Genomic DNA, 23,324 nt, shown 5'->3' with positions numbered 1-23,324 from the left:
GCCCTTCTCCCCACGGTGCCCACCCATGACTCGCGCGCCCGCCATCTTCGTATCCCACGGTGCTCCCACGTTCGCGCTGGAGCCCGGCCTGCTCGGTTCGCGCCTGACCGACCTGGGCGAAGGCAACCTGGCCGACGCCCGGGCGATCGTCGTCGTGTCGCCGCATTGGCAGACCTGCGGCGTGCGGGTGACCGGCGCGGCCAGGCCATCGACCATTCACGACTTCGGCGGCTTCCCCCCGGCGCTTTATTCGCTCACCTATGACGCACCCGGTGCGCCGTCCCTGGCCGCGGAAACCGCGTCGCTGCTGATCGACCACGGCTTCGCGGCGACGGTGGACGACGAGCGCGGGTACGACCATGGCGCCTGGGTGCCGCTTCGCTATCTGCGGCCCGATGCCGACGTGCCGGTGATCCAGGTATCGATGCCGCACAACCTCGACACGGCTGGCGCGTTTCGGCTCGGCGAGGCGCTGGGTGCGCTGCGCGATCGCGGTGTCGCCGTGGTCGGTTCGGGCAGCCTCACGCATAACCTCTACGAGGTGCGCCGCGATGGCGTGCATGCGGCATATGCCGTCGAATTCGCCGCATGGAGCCGCGAGGCCGTGCTCGCGGGCGACGTGAAGTCGTTGCTGGCCTATCGCCGGCTCGCGCCGAGTGCCATCCGCGCGCATCCGACCGAGGAGCATTACCTGCCGCTCCTCGTGGCCGTCGGGGCGGCGGGCAGGGATGCGCCGAAGGCCATCGATGGCGGCATGACCTACGGGGTGCTGTCGATGGACAGCTATGCGTGGGGAGTTCACTGACCCTCACCGTCGCTCCTGCGGACGAAATTTAATCCGGGTAGTATTGTGTCGTGCATTTGACCCGGGTAATATGCGCGCCATGACCACCTACACCGCCTTCGACGGCCATCGCCGTATCGCTTCCGGCCCACTTCCGCTCGTGGCCGGTCAGTGCAAATCCCTGCTCGACGAGCATTCGGACGCGCAACCCATCATTTATGACGACACCACCGGCCAATCGCGCGACGTCGACTACCGGGGATCCCTGCAAGAGGTGCTCGGTCGCCTGACGTCGCCGGAAACCGAAGCTCCCGTCAAACGCGGGCCCGGCCGTCCCCGCCTCGGCGTGGTGGCGCGCGAGGTGACGTTGTTGCCGCGTCATTGGGATTGGCTCGCCACGCAACCCGGCGGCGCGTCGGTGGCGTTGCGCCGCCTCGTCGAATCCGCCAGCCGCGACGCCGCGCCCGCCGACAGGCGGCGGCAGCTGCGCGAGGCGGTGGATCGCGTGATGTTCGCGTTGGCGGGCGACCTGCCCCATTACGAGGAAGCCTCTCGCGCCTTCCACCGGCATGAACCCGAACGCTTCGCCGAATGGACCGCCGCGTGGCCCGACGACGTGCGCGACTACGTGACCACGCTCGCCACGCGCGCGGAAGGTGCCGAATGAACCGTCCCGCCGGTAACGCCCTGGTCGAAGGCCCGATCACGCGAACCCTCCTGCTGTTCGCCCTGCCGATGCTGGGCACGAACGTGCTGCAATCGCTCAACGCCTCGGTCAACGTGATGTGGGTGGGTCGATACCTGGGCGAGGCCGCGTTCGCCGCCACGGCCAACGCGACGCTCGTGCTGTTCTTCCTGCTCGGCGTGGTGCTGGGCATCGGCATGGCCACCACCATCCTGGTCGGCCAGGCCTTGGGCGCGCGCGACGTCGACGGCGCGCGGCACGTCGTCGGTACGGGGCTGACGTTCTTCGTGACGGTGTCGCTGGCGGTGTCCGTGGCCGGTTATTTCGCCACGCCGGCGATGCTGCACGCGATGGGCACCCCCGACGACGCGCGGCCGTTCGCCATCGCCTACCTGCGCATCATCTTCCTCGCCCTGCCCTTCATGTATCTCTACACGTTTCTGATGATGGTGCTGCGCGGCGCGGGTGATTCGCGCACGCCGTTCGCCTTCATGATCGTGTCCGTGGTGCTCGACATCGCGCTCAACCCGCTCTTCCTCTTCGGTGCGGGCCCCGTGCCGGCGTTGGGCATCGCCGGATCGGCGGTGGCGACGCTCATCGCCCAAGTACTCTCGCTCGGCGGCCTGGTGTTCTGGATGTACCGCAAGCAGCACTTCCTCTGCCTGCGCGCGGGCGACGTCGGCCTGCTGAAGCCCGATCCGGCCATCCTGAAGGCCCTGGTGCTGAAAGGCCTGCCGATGGGCGCGCAGATGATCGTGATCTCCTCGTCGGCCATCATCATGATGTCGCTGGTGAACGAACACGGCTCGCAGACCACGGCCGCCTACGGCGCCGCCGTGCAGCTGTGGAACTACATCCAGATGCCCGCCTTCGCGGTGGGCATGGCGGTGTCGTCGATGGTGGCGCAGAACGTCGGCGCGCACCGATGGGACCGCGTCGCCTCGATCGGTCGCGTCGGCATCCTCGCCAGCCTCGTGCTCACCGGCACGCTGGTGCTCGTCGTCTACGTGTTCGCCGGCGCGGCCGCCTCGATCTTCCTGGGTTCGGACAGCACGGCCCTGGGGATCGCCCGCCACCTCAACAGCCTGGTGGTGTGGTCGTACCTGTTGTTTGGCGTGACCTTCGTGCTGTTCGGCGTGGTGCGCGCCACCGGCGCCGTGATGATGCCGCTGGCGGCGCTGGCGATCTCGATGTGGTGCGTGCGTTATCCCTTCGCGCTGTTGCTCGGCCCGAGCTGGGGCGCCGATGCCATCTGGTGGAGCTTTCCCGTCAGCTCGGTCGTGTCACTGGCCATCGCCGCGGTGTATTACCAGAGCGGTCGCTGGAAACGGGCCAAGATGATTCCCGCCGCCGCGGCGGCATGAAAAAGAAGGGCGCCTCGGCGCCCTTCTTCCCTTTACCTTTTCTTCCTGCCCTTGCGGATCGCCAGCCAGCGCTTGTAGCGGCGGCGCAGCATGCGCCGATGCTTGCGGCGTGCCTTGCGCTCCTTGCGATCGTGGTTGAACAGGTAGATGGCCGGCGTGCTCAGCAGGGTAAGCAACTGCGACACGAGCAGGCCGCCGACGATGGCGATGCCCAGCGGGCGGCGCATTTCCGAACCCACGCCGAAGCCGATCGCCAGCGGCAACGCGGCGCCCATCGCCACGAGGGTGGTCATCGTGATCGGGCGGAAGCGTACCAGCGCGGCCTGGCGAATCGCCTCCACGGGCGACATGCCGTGTTCGCGTTCGGCCACCAGCGCGAAGTCGACCATGAGGATGGCGTTCTTCTTCACGATGCCGATGAGCAGCAGCACCGAGATGATCGCCATCAGCGTGAGCTGGGTCTGCGTGACCAGCATCGCGAGGAAGGCGCCGCACCCCGCGGCCGGCAGCGTCGAGAGAATCGTCAGCGGGTGGATCAGGCTCTCGTAGAGCACGCCCAGCACGATGTATACCGCGAGGATGGCGCCGATCAGCAGCACCATGCCGTTGGACTGGGCGTCACGGATGCGCTGGTTGGTGCCGGTGACGTCCATGCGGATGCCCTCGGGCAGGTGGATCGCGCGCACGGCCTGCTCCACCAGCGGCGTGGCCTTGTCGGGCGTGATCTTCGGCGCGAGGTTATAGGTGATGTCGGCCGATTCGAGTTGGTTCTGGTGGGTGACCGCGGTGGGTGCGGCACGCGGCGCGATCTTCGCCACGGCCGACAGCGGGATCATCTTGCCCGTACTGCTCTTCACGTACGTGTTGAGCAGCGCGTCGGCGGTGAGCGTTTCGGCCGCGGCGGCGGTGAGCACCACCCAGTACTGGTTGATGTCCGAGTAGATCACCGAGATCTGGCTCTGGCCGAACGCGCCGTAGAGCGCGGTATCGATCAGGCCCAGGCTCACGTTGAGCCGGCCCGCGGCGTTACGGTCCACCTCGAGCATCTGCTGCTTGCCGACCACGTCGAAGTCGCTGCCGACGTCGCGGAACTCCTTCAGTCCGCGCAGGTAGCGCACGAGCTTGAGCGTCCAGGGCTGCAGATCCTCGCCGCTGGTGCTCACCAGCTGGAAGGAATACTGGCCCCGGTTGTTGTTGCCGCCGCCGCCTCCCAGGAACTGGATCGGCGTCATGAATACCTGCACGTCGGGCAGCTTGTCGTATTCCTTGCCCAGGCGCTCGACGATGGATTTCAACGACTCCTTGCGTTCGCCCGGCCCGCTGCCCTTCGGCTTGAGGTCGACGAACATCACGCCGTTGCTGCCCACGGCACCGCCGTTGTCGCCGCCGAGGATGGCGGTGACGTCGGCGACGGTGGGATCCTTCCGCATGATCTCGGCCACGCGCTTCAGGCGCGTGGTGAGTACCTCCGGCGAGATGTTGGCGTCGGCGTTGACCTCCACCTGCAGCATGCCGGTGTCTTCCTCGGGCATGAAGTTGCCGCCCGCCGTCTTCACCACCGCGATGGCCAGCCCGACCGTGGCGATGAGCAGGATCAACGGCTGCCAGCGCATGAGGCGGCGATGGTGCATGGCCCAGTCGAGTCCGCGCTGGTAAAGGCGCAGGAAGCCCTTGTCGAAGCGCTCCAGGGCCGCTTCCATCCGGCCGGGCTTGCGGCCCGGTTCGTCGTGCTTGAGGTAGTAGGCGCACAGCGCCGGCGTCAGCGTCAGCGACACCACGGCGGAAATCAGCACCGCTGCGGCCAGGGTCACCGAGAACTCGCGCAGCAGCTTGGTGATGAGGCTGTTGCCGAACAGCAGCGGCGCGAACACGGCCACCAGCGACAGGGTGATCGAGATCACCGTGAAACCGATTTCGCGCACGCCTTCGAGCGAGGCGGGCATGGCCTCCGAACCGTTTTCCATGTGGCGCACGATGTTCTCGATCACCACGATGGCATCGTCCACCACGAAGCCGATGCAGAGCACCAGCGCCATGAGCGACAGCGTGTTGAGCGTATAGCCGAGCGTCCACATCACCACGAACGCGCCGGCCAGCGACAGCGGCACGCTGAGCGTGGCGATGAGCGTCGGGCCCAGGCGGCGCAGGAACACCAGCATCACCAGCACCACCATCAGGATGCTGATGAGCAGCGCGACCTTGACCTCGTGCAGCGCCGACTGCGTGGTCTGCGTGAGATCGAAGATCGGGGTGATCTCCACGTCGGCGGGCAGCATGCTGCGGAAGCGCGGCAGTGCCGCGCGGATGGCCTCGGCCGTGGCGATGGCGTTCGCCTCCGGGCGCCGGCTCATCTGCATCGTCACCGAGCGCTCGCCCTGGAACCACGCCGCCTGGTACTGGTCCTGCTGGCCGCTGTAGACCTTGGCGATGTCCGACAGCCTCACCGGCGTGCCGTTCTTCGAGGCGATGAGGATACGGGCGAACTCTTCCGGTTCGTGCAGGCCGTCGTTGGCGATGACGGTCATCTGCGTCTTGCCGTCGCTCAACAGGCCCTGAGGTGAGGTGACGTTGGCCGCGCGCAGCGCGTTGCCGACGTCGTTGGCGGTGAGTCCCTTGGCGGCCAGCGCGCGGGTGTCCAGCTCGATGCGCACGGCATGCGGCGTGCCGCCGAACACCTGCACGCGCGCCACGCCGGGAATCTGCGCCACGGCGGGCTTCATCTGGGTGTCGACGATGTCGTAGAGCCGGTCGGGCGGCATCGTCTTGGAGGTGAGCGTCACCAGCAGCACCGGGATCTGGCTGGTGTCGAACTTGAAGTACTGGGGCGGCGCCGGCATGGGCGGCAGGTCGGCCAGCGAGGCGTTGATCGCGGCCTGCACGTCGCGCGCGGCGGCGTCCGTGTTGCGGGCCATGTTGAAGCGCACGCGCACGAAGCCGCTGGAGTCGTTGCTGCTGGAATACATCTCGTCCACCCCGGGGATGCGGCCGAGGTGGCGCTCCAGGGGGGCGATGACGGTCGATGCCATCGTCTGCGCGTTGGCGCCCGGCAACTGGGCGAACACCGCCACGGCCGGCACGTCGATGGACGGCAGCGCGGCGACGCCGAGCAACCGGTAGGCCAGCGTACCGGCCAGCAGGAGGCCTGCCGCCAGCAGCGACGTGCCGATCGGCCGGCGGATGAATGGTGCGAAGAAGTTCACGTGACTCCCTGTGATCGCGGGGAAACCCTCCCCGCGCCCGCGGACTTTATCCGCCAAGGCACCGTTCCGTCGCGTGTGCCTATGGTCAGGCCCCTGCCGGAAGGCAGGGGCCTGGTGTTTGTTCAGTTCTGACGCATCGCTTCGCCTGGCATCGCGGACAGCGTCCGCTCCCACCCTTCAGTAGCTACCTTCCTGCCGAAGGGTGGGAGCGGACCCTGTCCGCGATCATTCAGCGCGAGGGCGAAAAGCGCACGGTGAGGTAATACGTCCGACCGAGCTGGTTGTAATAGGCAGCGGTCTCGTAACGCCTGTCGCCCACGTTCGCCACTCGCCCCTGCACGCTCCAGTCGCGGTCCACGTGCCAGGTGGCGCGCAGGTCGGCGGTGGCGTAACCGCCCAGGCGCTCGGTGTTGGCCGCATCGTCGTAGCTGTATCCGGCCGCGTAGACCGAACCGCCGACGGTGAACGGACCGACGTCCTTGTCCACGTCCACGCGGGCGGTGCGCTCGGGGCGCCGGGCCAGCAGGTTGTCGCGTTCGACACCGTCGTCGCGGTTCTTCGGCTGCTGGAGCGTGGCGTAGCCGCGCAGGTGCCAGCCGTCGACGTCGGCACCGACCTGGCCTTCGAGCCCGCGGATGCGTGCCTGGCTCACGTTGATCGGGATGAAGTTTGCGTCGTAGCCGATCAGGTCGTCCACCTTGGTCTGGTAGGCGTTGACGGCCCAGTTCCACACGCCCCGGTGGGCCGACAAGCCGATCTCGGCCGTGCGCGAGGTCTCCGGCTTGAGGTCGACCGGCGCGCCGTAGGGATAGAACTCGTCGTTGAACGTGGGCGCGTGGAACGCGCTGCCGTACGACGCGGTGACCTTCATGCCTTCGCCGAACGAGAAGCCGTAGGCGGCCGATCCGGTGTCGTGGTTGCCGAACTGCTCGTTGTGGTCGTGGCGGGCCGACAGCTGGATCTCGTGCGGGCCGAACACGCCCTGGTAGAGCGCGAAAACGCCGGTATTGTTGCGCTTGTCCTTGAGGTAATCGGTATCGCTGCGCAGTTTTTCCTGCTGGAAGTCGATGCCGGCGCTCAGCGTCTGGCCCGTGGCGAGGGCGATGTCGTTCTGCCAGGAGGCCTGGTTGCGCTTCGAATACAGGTAGCCGACGCGGTACTTGTCCGGGTCGACCGCGATCGTTTCGAAGGTGACCGGGTCGAGGACGATCTTGCCGGTGCCGTTGAGGTAGTTGTCGGCCCGGTCCTGGTTCTGGCCCAGGCTGACCGACATGCGCCATGCGCTCATGACGGCGAACGCCAACTTCGCGCCGGCCACCTGTTGCGATCGGCGGGTGAGGTTCTGGAAATCGCCGTCGTACTCGATGTCGCCCTTGCTGCGCAGCCAGCTGCCGGTCAGTTCGGTGCCGTCGTCCCAACGGTAGCCACCCGAGAGCGCGCCATTGTAGGTACGCGAGGCATCGTGGTCGGGTTCGTTGGTGAAGCAGCCCTTGAAGACGTCCCCCGCGCCGACGCGGCAGGCGTTGATGCCGGCGGTGTACTGGCCGCCCAGGCTGGCGTTGTACCAGCCGTGCCGCGTACCGCCGGAGACGCCGACCTGGCCCGCCGTATAACCGTGGCTTCCGCCGGTCACCGACACCGTCGGGGTCGGTGCCTGTCCGGCCTCGCCGTGGCGGGTGAAGATCTGGATCACGCCGCCGATGGCGTCCGAACCGTAGAGGCTCGAGCGGGGGCCTCGCACCACCTCGATACGGTCGATCTGCTCGACGGGCAACTGTTCGTACGCGGGCAGGCCGGCGCCCACCGTGCCCACCCGCACGCCGTCGAGCAGCACCAGGGTGTGCGCGCTGTTGGTGCCGCGCATGAACAGCGAGGTCTGCTGGCCGATGCCGCCGGTGTTGGACATCACCACGCCGGGCAAGCCGGTGAGGAGATCCTGCACGCTCACCGGCTGCATGCGCTCGATGTCTTCGCGGGAGATCACGGTGACCGAGGCGAGTACCTCGTCGGCCGGGGTGGGCGCGCGGTTGGCCGTTACCACTACGGGGTCGAGCCGGTCGGCCTCGTCCGCGTGGGCGACGACGGGAAGCGACGACAGCAGGGCCGCCGCGAGCAGGGTCTTCTTCATGGAACGGATTCCTCGATCACGATGCGATGGACGTCGTGGCGGAGGAGGGCGAACGGCACACGCGGACGAAGCCGCCGGGCTGTCCGGATCCGCCCGCCGCGAATCGTCCGAAACAGGAAACGCTCCCCTGAGAGGTTTCTCAGAAGAGGCGTCCACTCGGGCCGGTCTCCGGACTCGCGCGTCGCCACCGCTCGTGGCTCGTGACCGGCGCCTTCCCGCCCGCGAGGGCAGTGGCCGATGGCCGGTCCGAGGAGGGCTTCCCCTCCCTGCGCTTACCGTTGCGGGGGCAGTGCCGGCCTTGCCGCCCAAGCGGCGCACCGGCTTCCCGTTTCATCCCGCCGGCCGAACGCCGGTCGGGACACCCGAACGGGCGCCACTTTAGTCCCCGGCGAGGCCCAAGTCACGAATTTCTAACGAGAGCTTGACATTCGCAAACATTTGCGAGTACACGGAAAGGGATGCTGTCGGACGCAAGATATTGCGTTGACAGGGGCGCGCGAGCCGGAGAGATACCGGGCGGGTGTGGCGGCGTCGATTGAAACGTTGGGTCCGGCCACGCCGTGGAAGGGCTCGTTTGCGGTTCACTTCGGGGAGGTCACATCATGCTTCGCATCCAGTCCGGCGGCCGCGTGCCGCGCCGTTCCACCCTCTGTGTCGCCCTGGCGCTCTGTTTCGCCAGCGGTTCCGTCTTCGCGCAGTCCAACGCCTCGGGCGTGGTCTTCGGCCGTGTCGCGCAGCCGGAGGGCGCCACGGTGCACCTGGAAAATCTCGATACCGGCTTCGCCCGCGACACCGGCGTCGACGCCGAAGGCCGCTACCGCGTGCCCTCGCTGCCGATCGGCCGTTACAAGGTCACGCTCGAGCGCGGCGGCCAGACGGTGGAAACCCGCGACAACGTGCAGGTGAACATCGGCGGCGGCGTCGACGTCTCCTTCGCCGGCGCGACCGCCGCGACCACGGCCTCGGCCCAGACCCTCGAAGGCGTGCAGGTCACCGGCAATGCTTTGCCGGCCATCGACGTCTCGTCGGTCGACTCGCGCACCGTGCTCACCTCGCAGCAATTGCAGAAGATCCCGCTGGCGCGCGACGTCACCGCCGCCGCGCTTCTTGCGCCCGGCGTGGTGTCGGGCGATTCCCGCTACGGCAACGTGGCCTCGTTCGGCGGCTCGTCGGCCTCGGAAAACCAGTACTACATCAACGGCTACGCGGTCACCAATGCGCTCACCGGCCTGGGCTTCACCAGCCTGCCGTTCGACGCCATCGACCAGCAGCAGATCTACACCGGCGGCTACGGCGCCGAGTACGGCCGTTCCACCGGCGGCGTGATCAACATCGTGACCAAGCGCGGCGGCAACGAATGGAAGGCCGGCTTCGGGCTGTACGTCACGCCCAAGGGCCTGCGCCAGAACCCGAAGAACATCTATCGCACCAACGGCGAGCTGTACCAGTACCGCGAAGAGAACAAGAGCGGCGACACGCAGTACACCGGTTACATCAGCGGCCCGCTGATCAAGGACAAGCTGTTCCTGTTCGCCGCCGGCGACTTCACCCGCTCCAACCTCACCAATACTTCGAACAGCGTCACCGCGCAGCGCACCAACCAGGAATCCAAGGCCACCAAGTGGATGGCCAAGATCGACTGGAACATCACCGACAACCACCTGCTCGAAGTCACCGGCCTCGGCGACAAGTCCAATATCGAGCGCAGCGTGTATGCGTATGACTACGCCACCGGCAGCCGCGCGCAGTACCTGGGCACCGACAACCTGAAGAACTTCGACGCGGGCGCGGGTTCGGCGCCGGGCGGCGACGTCTACATCGGCAAGTACACCGGTTACCTCACCGACGAACTCACCGTCAACGCGCTCTACGGCCACAGCTACACCCGCCACGAGCGCAACCTCAACTACGCCGGTTCGCCGAACTGCCCGTGGATCCTGGACAACCGCGAAGGCATCCCGGCCGGCGAGAAGATCGTCGGCTGCGGTCTCGTCAACGGCACGGTGCTCGGCGACGGCGCGAAGGACAAGACCAAGGGCTGGCGCCTCGACGTGGAATACCACGTGGGCGACCACGACCTGCGTGCCGGCGTCGACAACCAGACGCTGGAGTCCTACTCGGGCAACATCTACGAGGGTGGCTATCGCTGGATCTATGCCGCCGCCGGCGACATCCCCAGCCGCGGCATCGTCGTGCCGCCGGGCGTCGACTACTTCGCGCAGAAGCGCCTGTTCCAGACCGGCGCCAACGTGAAGGTGGAGCAGGAAGCCCAGTTCATCGAAGACAAGTGGCAGATCACCGACCGCTGGATGGCGTCCATCGGCCTGCGCAACGAGCAGTTCAAGAACATCAACGGCGACGGCGAAACGTACGTCAAGCAGCGCCACCAGCTCGCCCCGCGCCTGGGCGTCACCTGGGACGTCTTCGGCGATTCCACGTTCAAGCTGTACGCCAACGCGGGCCGCTATCACCTGGCGATTCCGTCCAACGTGGCCATCCGCGGCGCATCGGCGTCCACGTATTACTCGGAGTACTACACCTATACGCAAATCGATCCCGTCACCGGGGCACCGGCGGACCCGGTCCAGATCGGCACGCGCGCGTACCTCAACGGCGAGGACGGCACGCCGCTCAACCCGAAGACCATCGCGGCAGTCGGCATCAAGGCCTACTACCAGGACGAGTACATCCTCGGTTTCGACAAGGCGCTCGGCGCCAACTGGAGCTTCGGCGCCAAGGCCACGTACCGCAAGCTGAGGAGCTCGATCGACGACTTCTGCGACAGCCGCCCCTTCGAGAAGTACGCGGCGCGCAACGGCATCGACATCAGCAACGCGTCGATCCCCGGCTGTTACCTGTTCAACCCCGGCGAGTCGAATACGTTCAACGTCGACGTGGACGGCAACGGCACGCTGGTGCCGTTCCATCTCACCAAGGACGACTTCACCTCGCCCGCCGGCGTGGCGTTCCCCGACCTCAAGCGCAAGTACTACTCGCTGGAGCTGTACCTGGAGCACCAGCTGGCCGACAACTGGTACGGTCGCGTCGATTACACGTTCTCGCGCAGCTACGGCAACTCCGAGGGCCAGCTGAAGTCCGACATCGGCCAGCTCGACCCGTCGGTGACGCAGGACTGGGATGCGCCGGAAATCATGCAGTACTCGAACGGCCCGCTGCCGAACGACCGTACGCACCAGTTGAAGGCCTACGGCTACTGGCAGGCCAGCCCCGAGTGGCTGGTCGGCGCCAACGTCGCGATGGCCACCGGCCGTCCGAAGAACTGCCTGGGCCAGGATCCGGTCGATGCCATCCAGTACGGCGCGTCGTATTTCGAGTGCGGCTTCCAGCCGGCGCCCCGCGGTTCGCGTGGCCGCCTGCCGTGGACGTGGAGCCTCGACCTCAACGCCGAATACCGTCCGATGTGGGCCGGGGCCGAGCAGCCGCTGGCTTTCACCGCCGCCGTGTTCAACGTGGCGGGCAAGCAGCGCGTGGTGGGCCAGGTGGACACCGGCGAGCTGGATACGGTCGACGCCAACGGACTGCCGGCGGTGAACCCGGATTACCGCCGCCCGATCGCGTTCCAGTCGCCGCGTTATTTCCGGTTCGGCGTGCGCTACGACTTCTCGCTTTAAGTTCCCCCGCACGGCCGTCCGGGCAGCGTATCCGGACGGCCTTCTCTCATCTCCCCTGTACTCGAGCCGGCGCGGAGTCGCCGGCTTTTTTTGTGTGAAGCGAAGCGGTCAGGCGGCGACGAACACCCGCCTGCCGCCGATCCACGTCTCGCCCACGGCGTAGGCGTCATCCATCACCACGAAGTCGGCCCGGCATCCCGCGGCGATGCGCCCGTGCGTACCGTCGAGGCCGAGGAACGCGGCCGGATAGGTCGACGCCATGCGTGCCGCTTCGTCGTACGCGACGCCGACCATGTTCACGGTGTTGCGCACGGCACCGGCCATGTCCAGCGCCGAACCGGCCAGCGTGCCGTCGGCGGTCTGGCAGACGCCGTCGCGGGCGGTGATGGTTTCGCCCTTGAGCACGAAGTTCGGGTTTTCCGAGCCGACCGGCGGCATGGCGTCGGTGACCAGCATCATCTTGTGCGGTGCCTTGGCGGCGATGGCCACGCGCAGGGCGGCCGGATGCACGTGATGGCCGTCGACGATCAGCCCGCACCAGCTCGCCGCGTCTTCCAGCGCCGCGCCGACGACGCCGGGTTCGCGGCTGGTGAACGGCGTCATCGCGTTGAACAGGTGGGTGAAGCCGCGCACGCCCATCGCCAGCGCGTCGCGCGTGACCTCGTAGTTGGCCGCGGTGTGGCCGGCGCAGACGATCACGCCGTTGTCGATCAACTGGCGAAGTACCTCGGGGTTGGCGCGCTCGGGCGCGAGCGTGAGCAGGGTGACGCCGCCATGGCGGCGCGCCACCATCGCGATGTCGTCGGCATCGGCGATGCGGAACTTGGCCGCGTCGTGCACGCCCTTGCGCTCGGGCGCGATGAACGGACCTTCCAGATGGATGCCGAGCACGCCCGGCACGCCCTGCGCCACGGCGTCGTTCACCGCATCGATGGCCTTCGCCATCACCTCGGCGTCGTCGCTGATCAGCGTCGGCAGGAACCCGGTGGTGCCGAACCTCGCGTGCGCTTCGCCGATGGTGCGGATGGTGCCGACGGTAGGCGCGTCGTTGAACAGCACGCCGCCGCCGCCGTTGACCTGGCAGTCGATGAAACCCGGCAGCAGCGTGCGGCCGCCCAGGTCGTGCCGTTCCGCCGCGCGCACGCGGGGATCGGAGTGCAGGGCGAGGCCGGTGATCGTGTCGCCGTCCACCAGCACGGCGAAGCCGCCCTGGAATCCGTTGTCGGTGAGTACCCGGCCGTTGACGAGGGCGATGGTCATGGGAAGTCCTTGGAGGATGGATCGTTGCGCCGGAGCCCGCGTCAGACCGTTTCCGTCACCTTGTTCAGGTGCGGCGGGACGTCGGGATCGAAGCCGCGCTTGAGCGCGAGCGCTGCGGTGGCCCGGTAGAAACTCTGCACGGTGAGCAGCGGCGCCGCGATGGGGGCGGTGGCGACCAGCGGCAGGATGTCTTCGCCCCGGGCGCCGGGCGCGGCCACCCATACGCGGGCGCCACGCTTGCGGAATTCGGCGGCCACGTCGAGCACCCCGGGCAGGGTGTCGTCGTTCTGCGCGAAGAACAGCACGGGGAAATCGGGACCGACGAGCGCCATCGGGCCATGCTTGACCTCGGCGGCGCTGAAGGCCTCGGCGTGCAGCCCGCAGGTTTCCTTGAACTTGAGCGCGGCCTCGAGCGCGCCCGCGAAGCCGAACCCGCGGCCCACCACGAACAGGTTGTGCGCATCGACCAGGCCGTCGGTCAACGCGGACCAGTCGGCGTTCCAGCTTTCGCGCAACTGCGCGGGCAGGGCGGTGAGCGCGCCGGCGATATCGGCCTTGCCGCTCCAGCGCGCCGCGATGTGCAGGATGGCGAACAGCGCGCCGAGGTAGCTCTTGGTGGCCGCCACGCTCTTCTCGGGGCCGGCATGCAACGGCACCACGACGTCGGCGATGTCGGCCAGCGGGGAATCCACCACGTTGACCAGGGCCACCACGTAGGCACCGGCCTTCTTGGCGGCCTCGGCGTTGCGGACCAGGTCGGGGCTCTTGCCCGACTGCGACACGGCGACGTAAAGCGCGCCGTCCAGGTGCTGGTCGGCGTGGTAGATCGAGGTGACCGACGGCGAGGCCGACGCGGTGACCACGCCGAGCTGGGTCTCGAACACGTACTTGGCGTACATCGCCGCGTGGTCGGAGCTGCCGCGGGCACAGGTGATGATCATGCGCGGCGGATGCGCGCGCAGGCGCTCGGCCAGCGCGGACACCACGGCTTCGTTGAGCTGGAGCTGCCGCTCGACGACGTCGGCCGTCTCGTGCGCTTCGCGGTACATCAGGGTGTCTTGCGGCGAGGTGGTCATCGACATGGGCTTCCGTCAGTCGCTTTGCAGTTCGGCGACGAAATCGTAGATATCGCCGCGATACCAGGAACAGGTGAATTCGACGATGCGTCCGTCTTCCAGGAAGCTGCGCCGCTCGATGTTGAGGCCGGCGCTGCCGGCCGAAAGGCGCAGCAGGCGCGTCTGCGCGGGGCCGAGGACGACCGCGCGCAGGCGCTGCAGGGCGCGCAACGGGCGATTGCCGAGCTTGTCGAGGGCTTCGTAGAGCGAATCCTCCACCAGCTGCGGATCGGGGAGCAGGGAGAGCGGCACCGCGCTGCGCTCGATCGCCAGCGGCTCGTCGCCGGCGTAGCGCAGCCGATGCAGGCGTACCACCTGGGTGCCCGGCGAGAGGTTCATCGCCATGGACTCTTCCGGGGTGACCTCGCCGATGGCGCGCTCGAAGAACTCCGACCGCGGGTTGAGCCCGCGGGCCCGCAGATCCTCGGTGAAGCTGGTCATCCGCGAGAGCGGCTTGACGATGCGCTCGGAAACGAAGGTGCCCGCGCCGTGGCGCTGGGTGAGCAGGCCGTCTTCCACCAGGCCGCCGATAGCCTTGCGCACGGTCACCCGCGACAAGGTCAGCACCCGGGCCAGGTCGCGCTCGCTGGGCAGCGCGTGGCCCACCTGGACCTCGCCGTTTTCGATCACGTTGCGGATGGCCCGGCGCAGGCGCATGTACGCCAGCGGTTGCCGGGCGGCCGGATCGTGCTGCAGGCGTTGGTATTCGGCGACGAGGGCGCTTTCCATCCGGCGAAGATACCAATAGCCGACCACTCGGGCAAGCGCCATGCGACCGCTGCTCCGGTGCCCCCCATCCCAACGACCGTTTGACACGATTTAAATTTCATCGGAAACGTTTTCCGGGTGTAGGCGGCCCGTTAAAGGCCCGATAAAGTCCAAGCGACTGGTACGGGGCTGGTAGCCCCTGGTATGTCACTGGTACGATCCTTGGGCATACCCATCGATTCCATTGAGGCGACTGTCGTGAGCGCTCCCCTCCCTCTGATCGAACCCTTCGATCTCGTCATCTTCGGCGGCACTGGCGACCTGGCCGTGCGCAAGCTCCTTCCCGCGCTGTACCACCGCTTCGTGGACGGCCAGATCCAGGCGAAGAGCCGGATCGTCGGCGTGGCCCGCGAAGGCCTGGACGACGCCGGCTATCGCGAACAGGTGCGCGCCGCGATCGAGAAGGGCGTGGCCCACGTGGCCCCCGCGCAGCTCGAGGCGTTCCTGGCGATGATCGCCTACCGCTCGCTCGACGCCCGCAAGCCCGACGGCTGGGACGACTTCGCCCGGCTGATGGGCGAGAAGCCCGACCACATCCGGGTGTTCTATCTCTCGACCTCGCCGGAAATCTTCACCGACATCTGCCAGCGCCTGGGCTCGCTCGGCCTCAACGGCGAGGGTTCGCGCGTGGTGCTCGAAAAGCCCATCGGCCGCGACCTGGCCAGCGCCAACGCCATCAACGACGCGGTGGCCGAGGTGTTCACCGAATCGCAGACCTACCGCATCGACCATTACCTGGGCAAGGAAACGGTGCAGAACCTGCTGGCGCTGCGCTTCGGCAACGCGCTGTTCGAACCGCTCTGGAACGCCCAGCACATCGACCATGTGCAGATCACCGTGGCCGAAACCGTGGGCGTGGGCCATCGCGCGGGCTACTACGACCGTGCCGGCGCGCTGCGCGACATGGTGCAGAACCACATCCTGCAGCTGCTGTGCATGCTCGCCATGGAACCGCCGTCGTCGCTGGCGCCCGACGCCGTGCGCGACGAAAAGCTCAAGGTGCTGCGCTCGCTGCGTCCCATCGACGGCGCCAACGCGGCGCAGCTCACCGTGCGTGGCCAGTACCGCGCCGGCGCAGCCGAAGGCCAGGGCGTGCCGGGCTACCTCGACGAACTGGGCAGCGACCAGTCCCGGACCGAAACCTTCGTCGCCCTCAAGGCGGAGATCGGCAACTGGCGATGGGCGGGCGTGCCGTTCTACCTGCGCACCGGCAAGCGGCTTCCCAGCCGCGTGTCGGAGATCGTGGTGACGTTCCGCGCGTTGCCGCATTCGATCTTCGACCCCACCAGCGGCCCGCTGCTGCCCAACCGCCTCACGCTGCGCCTGCAGCCGGATGAAGGCGTGAAGCTGTGGCTGACCATCAAGCACCCCGGTCCGGGCGGCCTGCGCCTGCGTCACGTGCCGCTGGACATGAGCTTCGCGACGGCGTTCGGCGTGCAGCAGCCCGATGCGTACGAGCGGTTGATCCTCGACGTCGTGCGCGGCAATCCCACCCTGTTCATGCGCCGCGACGAGGTCGAGGCCGCATGGAACTGGGCGGGCCCGATCCTCGATGCATGGGAGGCCGGCGGCGATACGCCTAAGCCGTATACCGCCGGTACCTGGGGCCCGAGCGCCGCCGTGGCGCTCATCGAACGCGACGGCCGTACCTGGGCCGAGGAGTCCGCATGAACGCCACCATCCAACGCCATGAATTCGCCGACAAGCTGACGCTCGCCGACCGGCTCGCCCGCGACGTCGCCGCGAAGCTCGATGCCGGCATCCGGGCGCGCGGCAAGGCCACGCTCGCCGTGTCCGGCGGCAGCACGCCGAAGACGATGTTCGCCGTGCTCGCCGAGCAGGAGATCGATTGGTCGAAGGTCACCGTCACGCTCGTCGACGAGCGCTGGGTGGACACCGACAGCGATCGTTCCAACGCGCGTCTCGTCGCCGAGCACCTGCTGCATCACGAAGCGCGCACGGCCACCTTCCTGCCGCTGTTCGACGGCGCGCACAAGGACGACGTCGACGCGGCGCTAGCCGATGTGGGCCAACGCATCGACGCGCTTGGCCTGCCGTTCGACGTGGTGATCCTCGGCATGGGTGGCGACGGCCATACGGCGTCGTTCTTCCCCGGCGGCGACCACCTTGCCGAAGCGACCGATCCGAACGGCACGCAAACCGTGCTGTCGATGCGCGCCGAAGGCGCGGGCGAACCGCGCATCACCCTCACGCTGCCGAAGGTGCTCGACACGCGTGCGCTCTTCCTGCACATCGAAGGAGCCGACAAGAAGGACGTGCTCGCCAAGGCCGAAGCCGGCGAGGACTTCCCGATCCGTTCGGTGCTCACCCACGCGCGTGTCGCGCTCGACGTGTACTGGGCGCCATGACCATCCATCCCGTCCTCGCCGAAGTCACCCAGCGCATCGTCGAACGCAGCCACGCGTCGCGCACCGCCTACCTCGCCAAGATCGACGCGGCGCGCGGCAAGGGCGCCAAGCGGCATCATCTCTCGTGCGGCAATCTCGCCCACGGCTTCGCCGCCTGCGCCGAGAACGACAAGCATGCGCTGCGCCACGGCCATGCGGCCAACCTCGCCATCGTCACGTCGTACAACGACATGCTCTCGGCGCACCAGCCCTATGAGCGCTATCCGGAGCTGATCCGCGGCGTCGCGCGTTCGCTCGGCGCCACCGCGCAGGTGGCGGGCGGCGTGCCCGCGATGTGCGACGGCGTCACGCAGGGTCGCCCGGGCATGGAGCTGTCGCTGTTCTCGCGCGACCTCATCGCCATGGCCACCGCCGTGTCGCTGTCGCACGACATGTACGAAGGCGCGCTCTACCTCGGCATCTGCGACAAGATCGTGCCGGGCATGATGATAGGCGCCTTGTCGTTCGGCCATCTCGCCAGCGCCTTCGTTCCCTCGGGGCCGATGCCCTCCGGCATCCCGAACGAAGAGAAGTCGAAGGTGCGCCAGGCCTTCGCCGCCGGCAAGGCCACGCGCGCCGAACTGCTCGAGGCCGAGGCGCGCTCGTACCACGGCGCGGGCACCTGCACCTTCTACGGCACGGCCAACTCCAACCAGATGCTCATGGAGATCATGGGCGTGCACCTGCCGGGTGCGAGCTTCGAGGCGCCGGATACGCCGCTGCGCGACGCGCTGACCGCCGCCACCGTGGAGCGCGTGCTCGCCACCGACTGGATGGGCGAGCATTACCTGCCGCTGGGCCGGATCATCGACGAGCGCGCCGTGGTCAACGGCGTGGTCGGCCTGCACGCCACGGGCGGCTCCACCAACCACCTGCTGCACCTGGTCGCCATCGCCCGCGCGGCCGGCATCGACCTGCGCTGGGACGACTTCGACGCGCTCTCGTCGGTGGTGCCGCTGCTGGCCCGCGTATATCCCAACGGCTACGCCGACGTGAACCACTTCCACGAGGCCGGCGGCATGGGCTTCCTCATCGATCAGCTGCTCGATGCGGGCCTGCTGCACGACGACGTGCACACGATCATGGGCCGCGGCCTGGGCGCGTACCGCAAGGCGCCGATGCTCGAGGAAGGCAAGCTGGTGTGGAAGCCGGTGTCCAAGGAAAGCGGCAACCGCGGCGTGCTGCGCACCATCGCCGAACCGTTCCGCCATGACGGCGGCCTGCGCATGCTCAAGGGCAACGTCGGCCGTGGCGTCATCAAGATCTCCTCGGTACCCGAAGACCGCATGGTGATCGAGGCTCCCGCCATCGTGTTCGACGAACAGGACGACGTGAAGGCCGCCTTCGATCGCGGCGAGCTGGATCGCGACTTCGTCGCGGTGGTGCGTTTCCAGGGGCCGCGCGCGCGCGGCATGCCCGAATTGCACAAGCTCACGCCCACGCTCAGCCTGCTGCAGGATCGCGGTCACCGCGTGGCCCTGCTCACCGACGGCCGCATGTCCGGCGCGTCGGGCCGCGTGCCCGCCGCCATCCATGTCACGCCCGAAGCGGAAGCCGGCGGCCCCATCGCGCGCATCCGCACGGGCGACCTCGTTCGCCTGGATGCCGTGAGCGGCAGCATCGAGGTGCTGGTCGACGCCGACGAATGGAACGCTCGCGTTCCCGACGACGTGGACCTCTCGGTGCACCACACCGGCATGGGCCGCGAACTCTTCGCCATGTTCCGCCAGTCGGCCGTCGCGGCCGACCTGGGCGCGGGCGTTTTCTGATTCCCCCGGAGTAGAGATGAGCAACGAAGCGAAACAGCAACGCGTCGAATCGACCCTGCGTCTGGCACCGGTGGTTCCCGTGGTGATCATCGACGATGCCTCGAAAGCCGTCGGCATGGCGCGCGCGCTGGTCGCCGGCGGCGTTCCGGCCATCGAGGTGACGCTGCGCACCGCCGCCGCGCTCGACGCGGTGCGCGCGATCGCGGCCGAGGTGGAAGGCGCGTTCGTCGGCGTGGGCACCGTGCTCACGGCGAAGGATCTCGACGCGGCGTGGAAGGCCGGTGCGAAGTTCGCCGTCTCGCCGGGCAGCAGCCCGAGGCTGCTCGACGCGGCCGACGATTCCGAATTGCCGCTGCTGCCGGGTGCGGCCACCTCGAGCGAGGCGATGGAACTGCTCGAGCGCGGCTATCGCTTCCAGAAATTCTTTCCGGCCGTGCCGGCGGGCGGCCCGAAGCTGGTCGGCGCCTGGGCGTCGCCGTTGCCGCAGATCCGCTTCTGCCCCACCGGCGGCATCACGCTCGCCAATGCACCGGAGTTTCTCGCGCTGCCGAACGTGGCCTGCGTGGGTGGCTCGTGGCTGACCCCGGCCGACAAGCTGGCGGCGGGGGATTTCGCCGGGATCGAGGCATTGGCGCGGGAAGCGGCCTCGCTCACGCGCTGAGGGGTACCGAAAGACACTGGGCCCCTGCCTTCGCAGGGGCGACGTGGCGTATTCCCCCGTCGCCTTGCCGTCCGGGATAACCTCACGTCGCTCCTGCGAAGGCAGGAGCCCAGCGTCTTCCCGCGGACTTCATGCGATCCTTCGCCCCATGATCTACATCCTCCTCGCCGTCGCCTTCAGCGTCGCCGTCTCCGTCCTGCTCAAGCTCGCCCGTCGCGCGAACATCGACATCGTGCAGGCCGTGGCCACGAACTACGTCGTGGCCTCGCTGATGGCCTGGTGGCTGCTCGGCGCCACGCCGCAGGCGGCCATCGACGCCCCGGCCACCTGGCCGCCGTTGATCGCGCTGGGCATCTTCCTGCCCGCGATCTTCGTCGTGCTCGCCCATTCGGTGCGAACGGCGGGCATCGTGCGCACGGACGTCGCGCAGCGGCTCTCGCTGTTCGTTTCCCTGTTCGCGGCGTTCGTTTTCCTCGGCGATACGATCACCGCGCACAAGGCGCTCGGCATCGCCATCGCTCTCGTGGCCGTGTTCTGCGTACTCTGGCGAAAGGGCTCGGCGGAAAAGGGCGGCTGGTGGGCGCCGCTGCTCGTATTCGCCGGTTTCGGCGCCATCGACATCTGCTTCAAGCTCGTGGCCCAGGCCGGTGCAGGCTTCGCCAGCGCCTTGCTCGCCTCCTTCCTGATCGCCCTCGTGCCGTGCTGGATCGCCGTATTCGTTCGCGCGGGTACCGGCAAGGCGTCGCTCGCCTGGCGCAACCTCGCTTTCGGCGTGCTGCTGGGGGCCTTCAACTTCGCGAATATCCTGTTCTACGTGAAAGGCCATGTGGCCTTGCCCGACTCGCCTTCGCTCGTTTTCGCCTCGATGAATGTCGGCGTGGTGGCGCTGGGCACGCTGGCGGGGGCGGTCGGGTTTCGCGAGAGGCTTTCGCCGATGAACTGGCTGGGCATCGGACTGGCGGTAGCCGCCATCGCCGTCATGGCCTGACCACCGGTCAGGCCTGGCGCACCGCCGCCTGCGGCGGAACGCGGCAGGCCCTCAGCGACGGTTGCAGCACCGCGAGCTGGCCGATCGCGTAGACCAGCAGCACGCCCCCGGCCACGGGCAGGAGGGGCAGCCTGGGCAGTTCGTAGCGGAGCATCAGCCACAGGTTGAGCGACCACGCCATGATCGCGCCCAACGCCGCACCTCCCGTCACGATGGCCAGGTTTTCCATCTGGAAATAGGTGCGGATGTCCGTCCGCGTGGCGCCCAGGGCGCGACGGATGCCGATCACGCGCACGCGTTCCTGCACCCAGAACCCGGTGAGGCCGAAGATGCCGAAACCGGTGAGGGCCAGAAGGCTGGCGATCACGCCGAGCAGCAGCCACACCAGTGCGCGGTCGTCGCGGAAATAGTCGTGAACGGTTTCCGCGAGCGGTTGTACCTTGTTGATCACCAGGCGATCGTCGCTGGCGGCGAGTACGCGCGGCAGCATGGCGGCGACGCGATCGGCCATGCCGGGCCGCACGCGCAACACGAAGCGTCCGTCGTGGACGTCGAGGACGGGCATGAGCAGGTTCAGGTCGTCCTTTGCCGGGTCGCCCGCGAGCACGGGATTGAGCAGGTGTCCGCTCACGCCGACGACGCGGCTGACGCGGATGCCGTCCTTGTCGAAATACACCGGTTTGCCCAGCGGGTTTTCGCCCGGCCACAGCCGATCGGCCATCGAGCGCGACACGATCACCGGCGGCGGTGCGCCGGGATCGACCGCGAACAGGTCGAAGCGTACGTGGTCGCCCTCGGTGAAGTTCCGGCCCTGGAGGACACGCAACCCCAAGGTCGCGAAGTATCCCGGGCTGCCCGCGTAGAGGGCCACGCCGCAGAGGTGGTCCGTGGAGCCCGGTTTGAGATAGAGGCAGAGCTGCGTGTAGCCCGTGGGGCTCAACGGCACGGAATTGACGTTGGCCACGCTTTCCACGCCGGGGATGCCGCGCAGGGCCGCCAGGTCGGCGCGCGTGCGCGCTTCCCACTCGGACGCGGAGATGCCCGGATCGGTTCCCGAGACCTTTGCCGACACCAGTTCGGCGTCCGGGAGGCCGGTCGTGACCGTCATGCTTCCCAACCGGTCGCCGATGACGAGCAGCGCGTTGGCGACGATCGCCAGCGTGAGCGCGATCTCCAGGGTCAACAGGACGGCGGCCGTCTTGTGATGCTTGAGGGCTTTGATGATCGGATGCATGCGGGTCACTGGATCTTGATGGCGAGGGCCGGCGGTAGCCGGCAGGTGCGCCAGGCCGGAAAGACGGCGGCGGCAAGCGAAGCGGCCACGGCGAGCGCCACCGAGGACAGCAGCATCGGGACGTCCATGCGGGCGAACGAGGCATAGTCGCTGGGCTGCTGGCGGACGATCCACAGGCCGGCATGGGCCAGCGCGAGCCCGATCGCACCGCCGCTGACGCCGACGATCGCGGCCTCGACGAGCAATTGCATGAAGACGTCGAGCTTGCGCGCGCCCATGGCGCGGCGCACGCTGAGTTCGGCGGAGCGGCGGGTGAACTTCACCAGCATCAACGCCACCGTGTTGACCATGCATACCAGCAGGAAGCCCAGGGCGAGCAGCGCCTGCAGTTGCACGCCGCCGGGCACCACGCGGTTGTATTCGAGCCATTCGGTGACGTTGCGAAGGCGAACGTTCGGCTCGAGGGCGAAGCGCCCCAGTGCCTTCTGTTCCCGCGAATAGTTCACGAGGAAGTGCCGGTAGGCCCCCACCTGCGCCGGCGTGTCCAGCCGCACCCAGAGTTGCAGCCATACGCATTCGTTCGACGTCGCCATCGACTCGCGGTCGAGCGTCGCGTTGTCGCCCCAGCAGATGACGGAGCCGGCACTGCGAACGTGCAGGTCCACCGCCGTATGAAGCGGCATGAAGATGTCCTCGGTCTGGGCGTAGGCGCCGCGGCCGATGTCGTAGAACAACGGAACGGGTTGCCAGCGACGTGTCACGCCGATCACCCTGAAGTCGGCGTCACCCAGGCGAACGGAGCGTCCGACCGCTTCTTTCGCGTCGCCGAACAGACGCTCGGCAAGGTTTTGTCCCAGCACCACCACGCGAGCGCGCTTTTCCTCGTCGTCGTCGCTCCACCCATGCCCGTCCAGGAACGGCACGCCGAACAGGGAAAAGAAGCCGGGCGTGGTGAACCGCGTGTCCACGAAGCTGGCGCGTCGCTCGCCACCGGGTGCGTGCAGCACCACGCGTCCGGCACTCATCGCCGCCTGCTGGCCGGGCGGTCCTTCGCGCAGCAGGTTCATGGCGTCGCTCCAGGCGAGCTGGTCCGGCGGTTCGGCGTCCTTGCCCGCGCTCTCCGCGTCGCGCGGCTCGATCTGGGGATGGAACAGCATCGCGCTCGACCCGGGGATGGGATCGGCCGACATGACGTGCAACACGGTGAGCATCGTCATGCACGCGCCGATGCCCAGTCCGATGGCGGCGATCATGAGCGCGGTGACGGTCTTGTTCCGCCGCAGGCTGCCCAGGGCCAGCCGCAGGTAATAGGAAAGCATGGGGCGCTC

16 protein-coding genes and 1 riboswitch are annotated in these 23,324 nt (G+C 68.0%); of the genes, 9 read left to right on the top strand and 7 right to left on the bottom strand.

What is annotated here, in order from left to right:
- Positions 1-25: 25 nt before the first annotated feature.
- The 3 genes from L2Y94_RS20705 (at position 26) to L2Y94_RS20695 (ending at position 2,833) form a co-directional block, all read left to right on the top strand.
- Positions 26-805: a dioxygenase family protein gene (locus L2Y94_RS20705; RefSeq protein ID WP_247371795.1), complete on the top strand. Its 780-nt coding sequence runs from the start codon at positions 26-28 to the stop codon at positions 803-805.
- Positions 806-884: 79 nt separating this feature from the next.
- The gene (locus tag L2Y94_RS20700) at positions 885-1,451 is read left to right on the top strand and encodes a DUF2239 family protein (protein WP_247371794.1); all 567 of its coding nucleotides are present in this window, start codon (positions 885-887) and stop codon (positions 1,449-1,451) included.
- A complete protein-coding gene (locus L2Y94_RS20695; protein ID WP_247371792.1) occupies positions 1,448-2,833 on the top strand; it encodes an MATE family efflux transporter in 1,386 nt (461 codons plus the stop codon). Before L2Y94_RS20700 ends, L2Y94_RS20695 begins: the two co-directional genes overlap by 4 nt.
- A 32-nt stretch (positions 2,834-2,865) precedes the next feature.
- Here the strand turns inward: L2Y94_RS20695 and L2Y94_RS20690 are convergent, their stop codons facing one another.
- Positions 2,866-6,033: an efflux RND transporter permease subunit gene (locus L2Y94_RS20690; protein WP_247371791.1), complete on the bottom strand. Its 3,168-nt coding sequence runs from the start codon at positions 6,031-6,033 to the stop codon at positions 2,866-2,868.
- A gap of 229 nt (positions 6,034-6,262) precedes the next feature.
- Positions 6,263-8,161 carry a TonB-dependent receptor domain-containing protein gene (locus L2Y94_RS20685; RefSeq protein ID WP_247371788.1) on the bottom strand — a complete coding sequence of 633 codons (1,899 nt, stop codon included), beginning with the start codon at positions 8,159-8,161 and terminating at the stop codon, positions 6,263-6,265.
- A 142-nt stretch (positions 8,162-8,303) separates the two neighbouring features.
- Positions 8,304-8,542, bottom strand: a riboswitch (cobalamin riboswitch).
- A 221-nt stretch (positions 8,543-8,763) separates the two neighbouring features.
- Between L2Y94_RS20685 and L2Y94_RS20680 the strand changes: the two genes are divergently transcribed.
- On the top strand, positions 8,764-11,793 hold the full coding sequence (locus L2Y94_RS20680; protein ID WP_247371786.1) for a TonB-dependent receptor: 3,030 nt from the start codon (positions 8,764-8,766) through the stop codon (positions 11,791-11,793).
- Positions 11,794-11,901: 108 nt separating this feature from the next.
- Here the strand turns inward: L2Y94_RS20680 and nagA are convergent, their stop codons facing one another.
- Genes nagA through L2Y94_RS20665 form a run of 3 tightly spaced genes read right to left on the bottom strand, consistent with a single transcriptional unit; the run spans position 11,902 to position 14,897 of the window.
- Positions 11,902-13,053, bottom strand: coding sequence for an N-acetylglucosamine-6-phosphate deacetylase (gene nagA, locus L2Y94_RS20675; RefSeq protein ID WP_247371784.1), 1,152 nt, complete (start codon positions 13,051-13,053; stop codon positions 11,902-11,904).
- 41 nt (positions 13,054-13,094) lie between these two features.
- Positions 13,095-14,135, bottom strand: a complete 1,041-nt coding sequence (locus L2Y94_RS20670; RefSeq protein ID WP_247371781.1) for an SIS domain-containing protein — start codon at positions 14,133-14,135, stop codon at positions 13,095-13,097.
- A 9-nt stretch (positions 14,136-14,144) separates the two neighbouring features.
- Positions 14,145-14,897, bottom strand: a complete 753-nt coding sequence (locus tag L2Y94_RS20665; protein WP_247375376.1) for a GntR family transcriptional regulator — start codon at positions 14,895-14,897, stop codon at positions 14,145-14,147.
- A gap of 183 nt (positions 14,898-15,080) precedes the next feature.
- Between L2Y94_RS20665 and zwf the strand changes: the two genes are divergently transcribed.
- The 5 genes from zwf to L2Y94_RS20640 all read left to right on the top strand — a co-directional run bounded on the left by zwf (position 15,081) and on the right by L2Y94_RS20640 (position 20,762).
- Positions 15,081-16,607, top strand: coding sequence for a glucose-6-phosphate dehydrogenase (gene zwf, locus L2Y94_RS20660; RefSeq protein WP_247371778.1), 1,527 nt, complete (start codon positions 15,081-15,083; stop codon positions 16,605-16,607).
- The gene (gene pgl / locus L2Y94_RS20655) at positions 16,604-17,305 is read left to right on the top strand and encodes a 6-phosphogluconolactonase (protein WP_247371777.1); all 702 of its coding nucleotides are present in this window, start codon (positions 16,604-16,606) and stop codon (positions 17,303-17,305) included. Before zwf ends, pgl begins: the two co-directional genes overlap by 4 nt.
- Positions 17,302-19,113: a phosphogluconate dehydratase gene (gene edd / locus L2Y94_RS20650; RefSeq protein WP_247371774.1), complete on the top strand. Its 1,812-nt coding sequence runs from the start codon at positions 17,302-17,304 to the stop codon at positions 19,111-19,113. The genes pgl and edd overlap by 4 nt, the downstream gene beginning before the upstream one ends.
- Positions 19,114-19,129: 16 nt before the next feature.
- The gene (gene eda, locus L2Y94_RS20645; protein ID WP_247371773.1) at positions 19,130-19,774 is read left to right on the top strand and encodes a bifunctional 4-hydroxy-2-oxoglutarate aldolase/2-dehydro-3-deoxy-phosphogluconate aldolase; all 645 of its coding nucleotides are present in this window, start codon (positions 19,130-19,132) and stop codon (positions 19,772-19,774) included.
- Between the two features lie 148 nt (positions 19,775-19,922).
- Entirely contained in the window at positions 19,923-20,762 is an 840-nt protein-coding gene (locus L2Y94_RS20640; protein ID WP_247371770.1) for a DMT family transporter, read from the top strand.
- Positions 20,763-20,769: 7 nt separating this feature from the next.
- On the opposite strand, the gene L2Y94_RS20635 is transcribed toward L2Y94_RS20640, so the two are convergent.
- Both L2Y94_RS20635 and L2Y94_RS20630 read right to left on the bottom strand, forming a co-directional pair.
- Entirely contained in the window at positions 20,770-21,996 is a 1,227-nt protein-coding gene (locus tag L2Y94_RS20635) for an ABC transporter permease (protein WP_247371767.1), read from the bottom strand.
- A 5-nt stretch (positions 21,997-22,001) separates the two neighbouring features.
- Positions 22,002-23,315 (bottom strand): ABC transporter permease, encoded by a 1,314-nt coding sequence (locus tag L2Y94_RS20630; protein ID WP_247371765.1) that lies wholly within the window; start codon positions 23,313-23,315, stop codon positions 22,002-22,004.
- Positions 23,316-23,324 lie beyond the last annotated feature (9 nt).

It is taken from the genome of Luteibacter aegosomatis (assembly GCF_023078455.1).
GTDB lineage: Bacteria > Pseudomonadota > Gammaproteobacteria > Xanthomonadales > Rhodanobacteraceae > Luteibacter > Luteibacter aegosomatis.
Note: the sequence above shows the minus strand (reverse complement) of the source record. Positions and strands in the feature narration are given on the sequence as shown.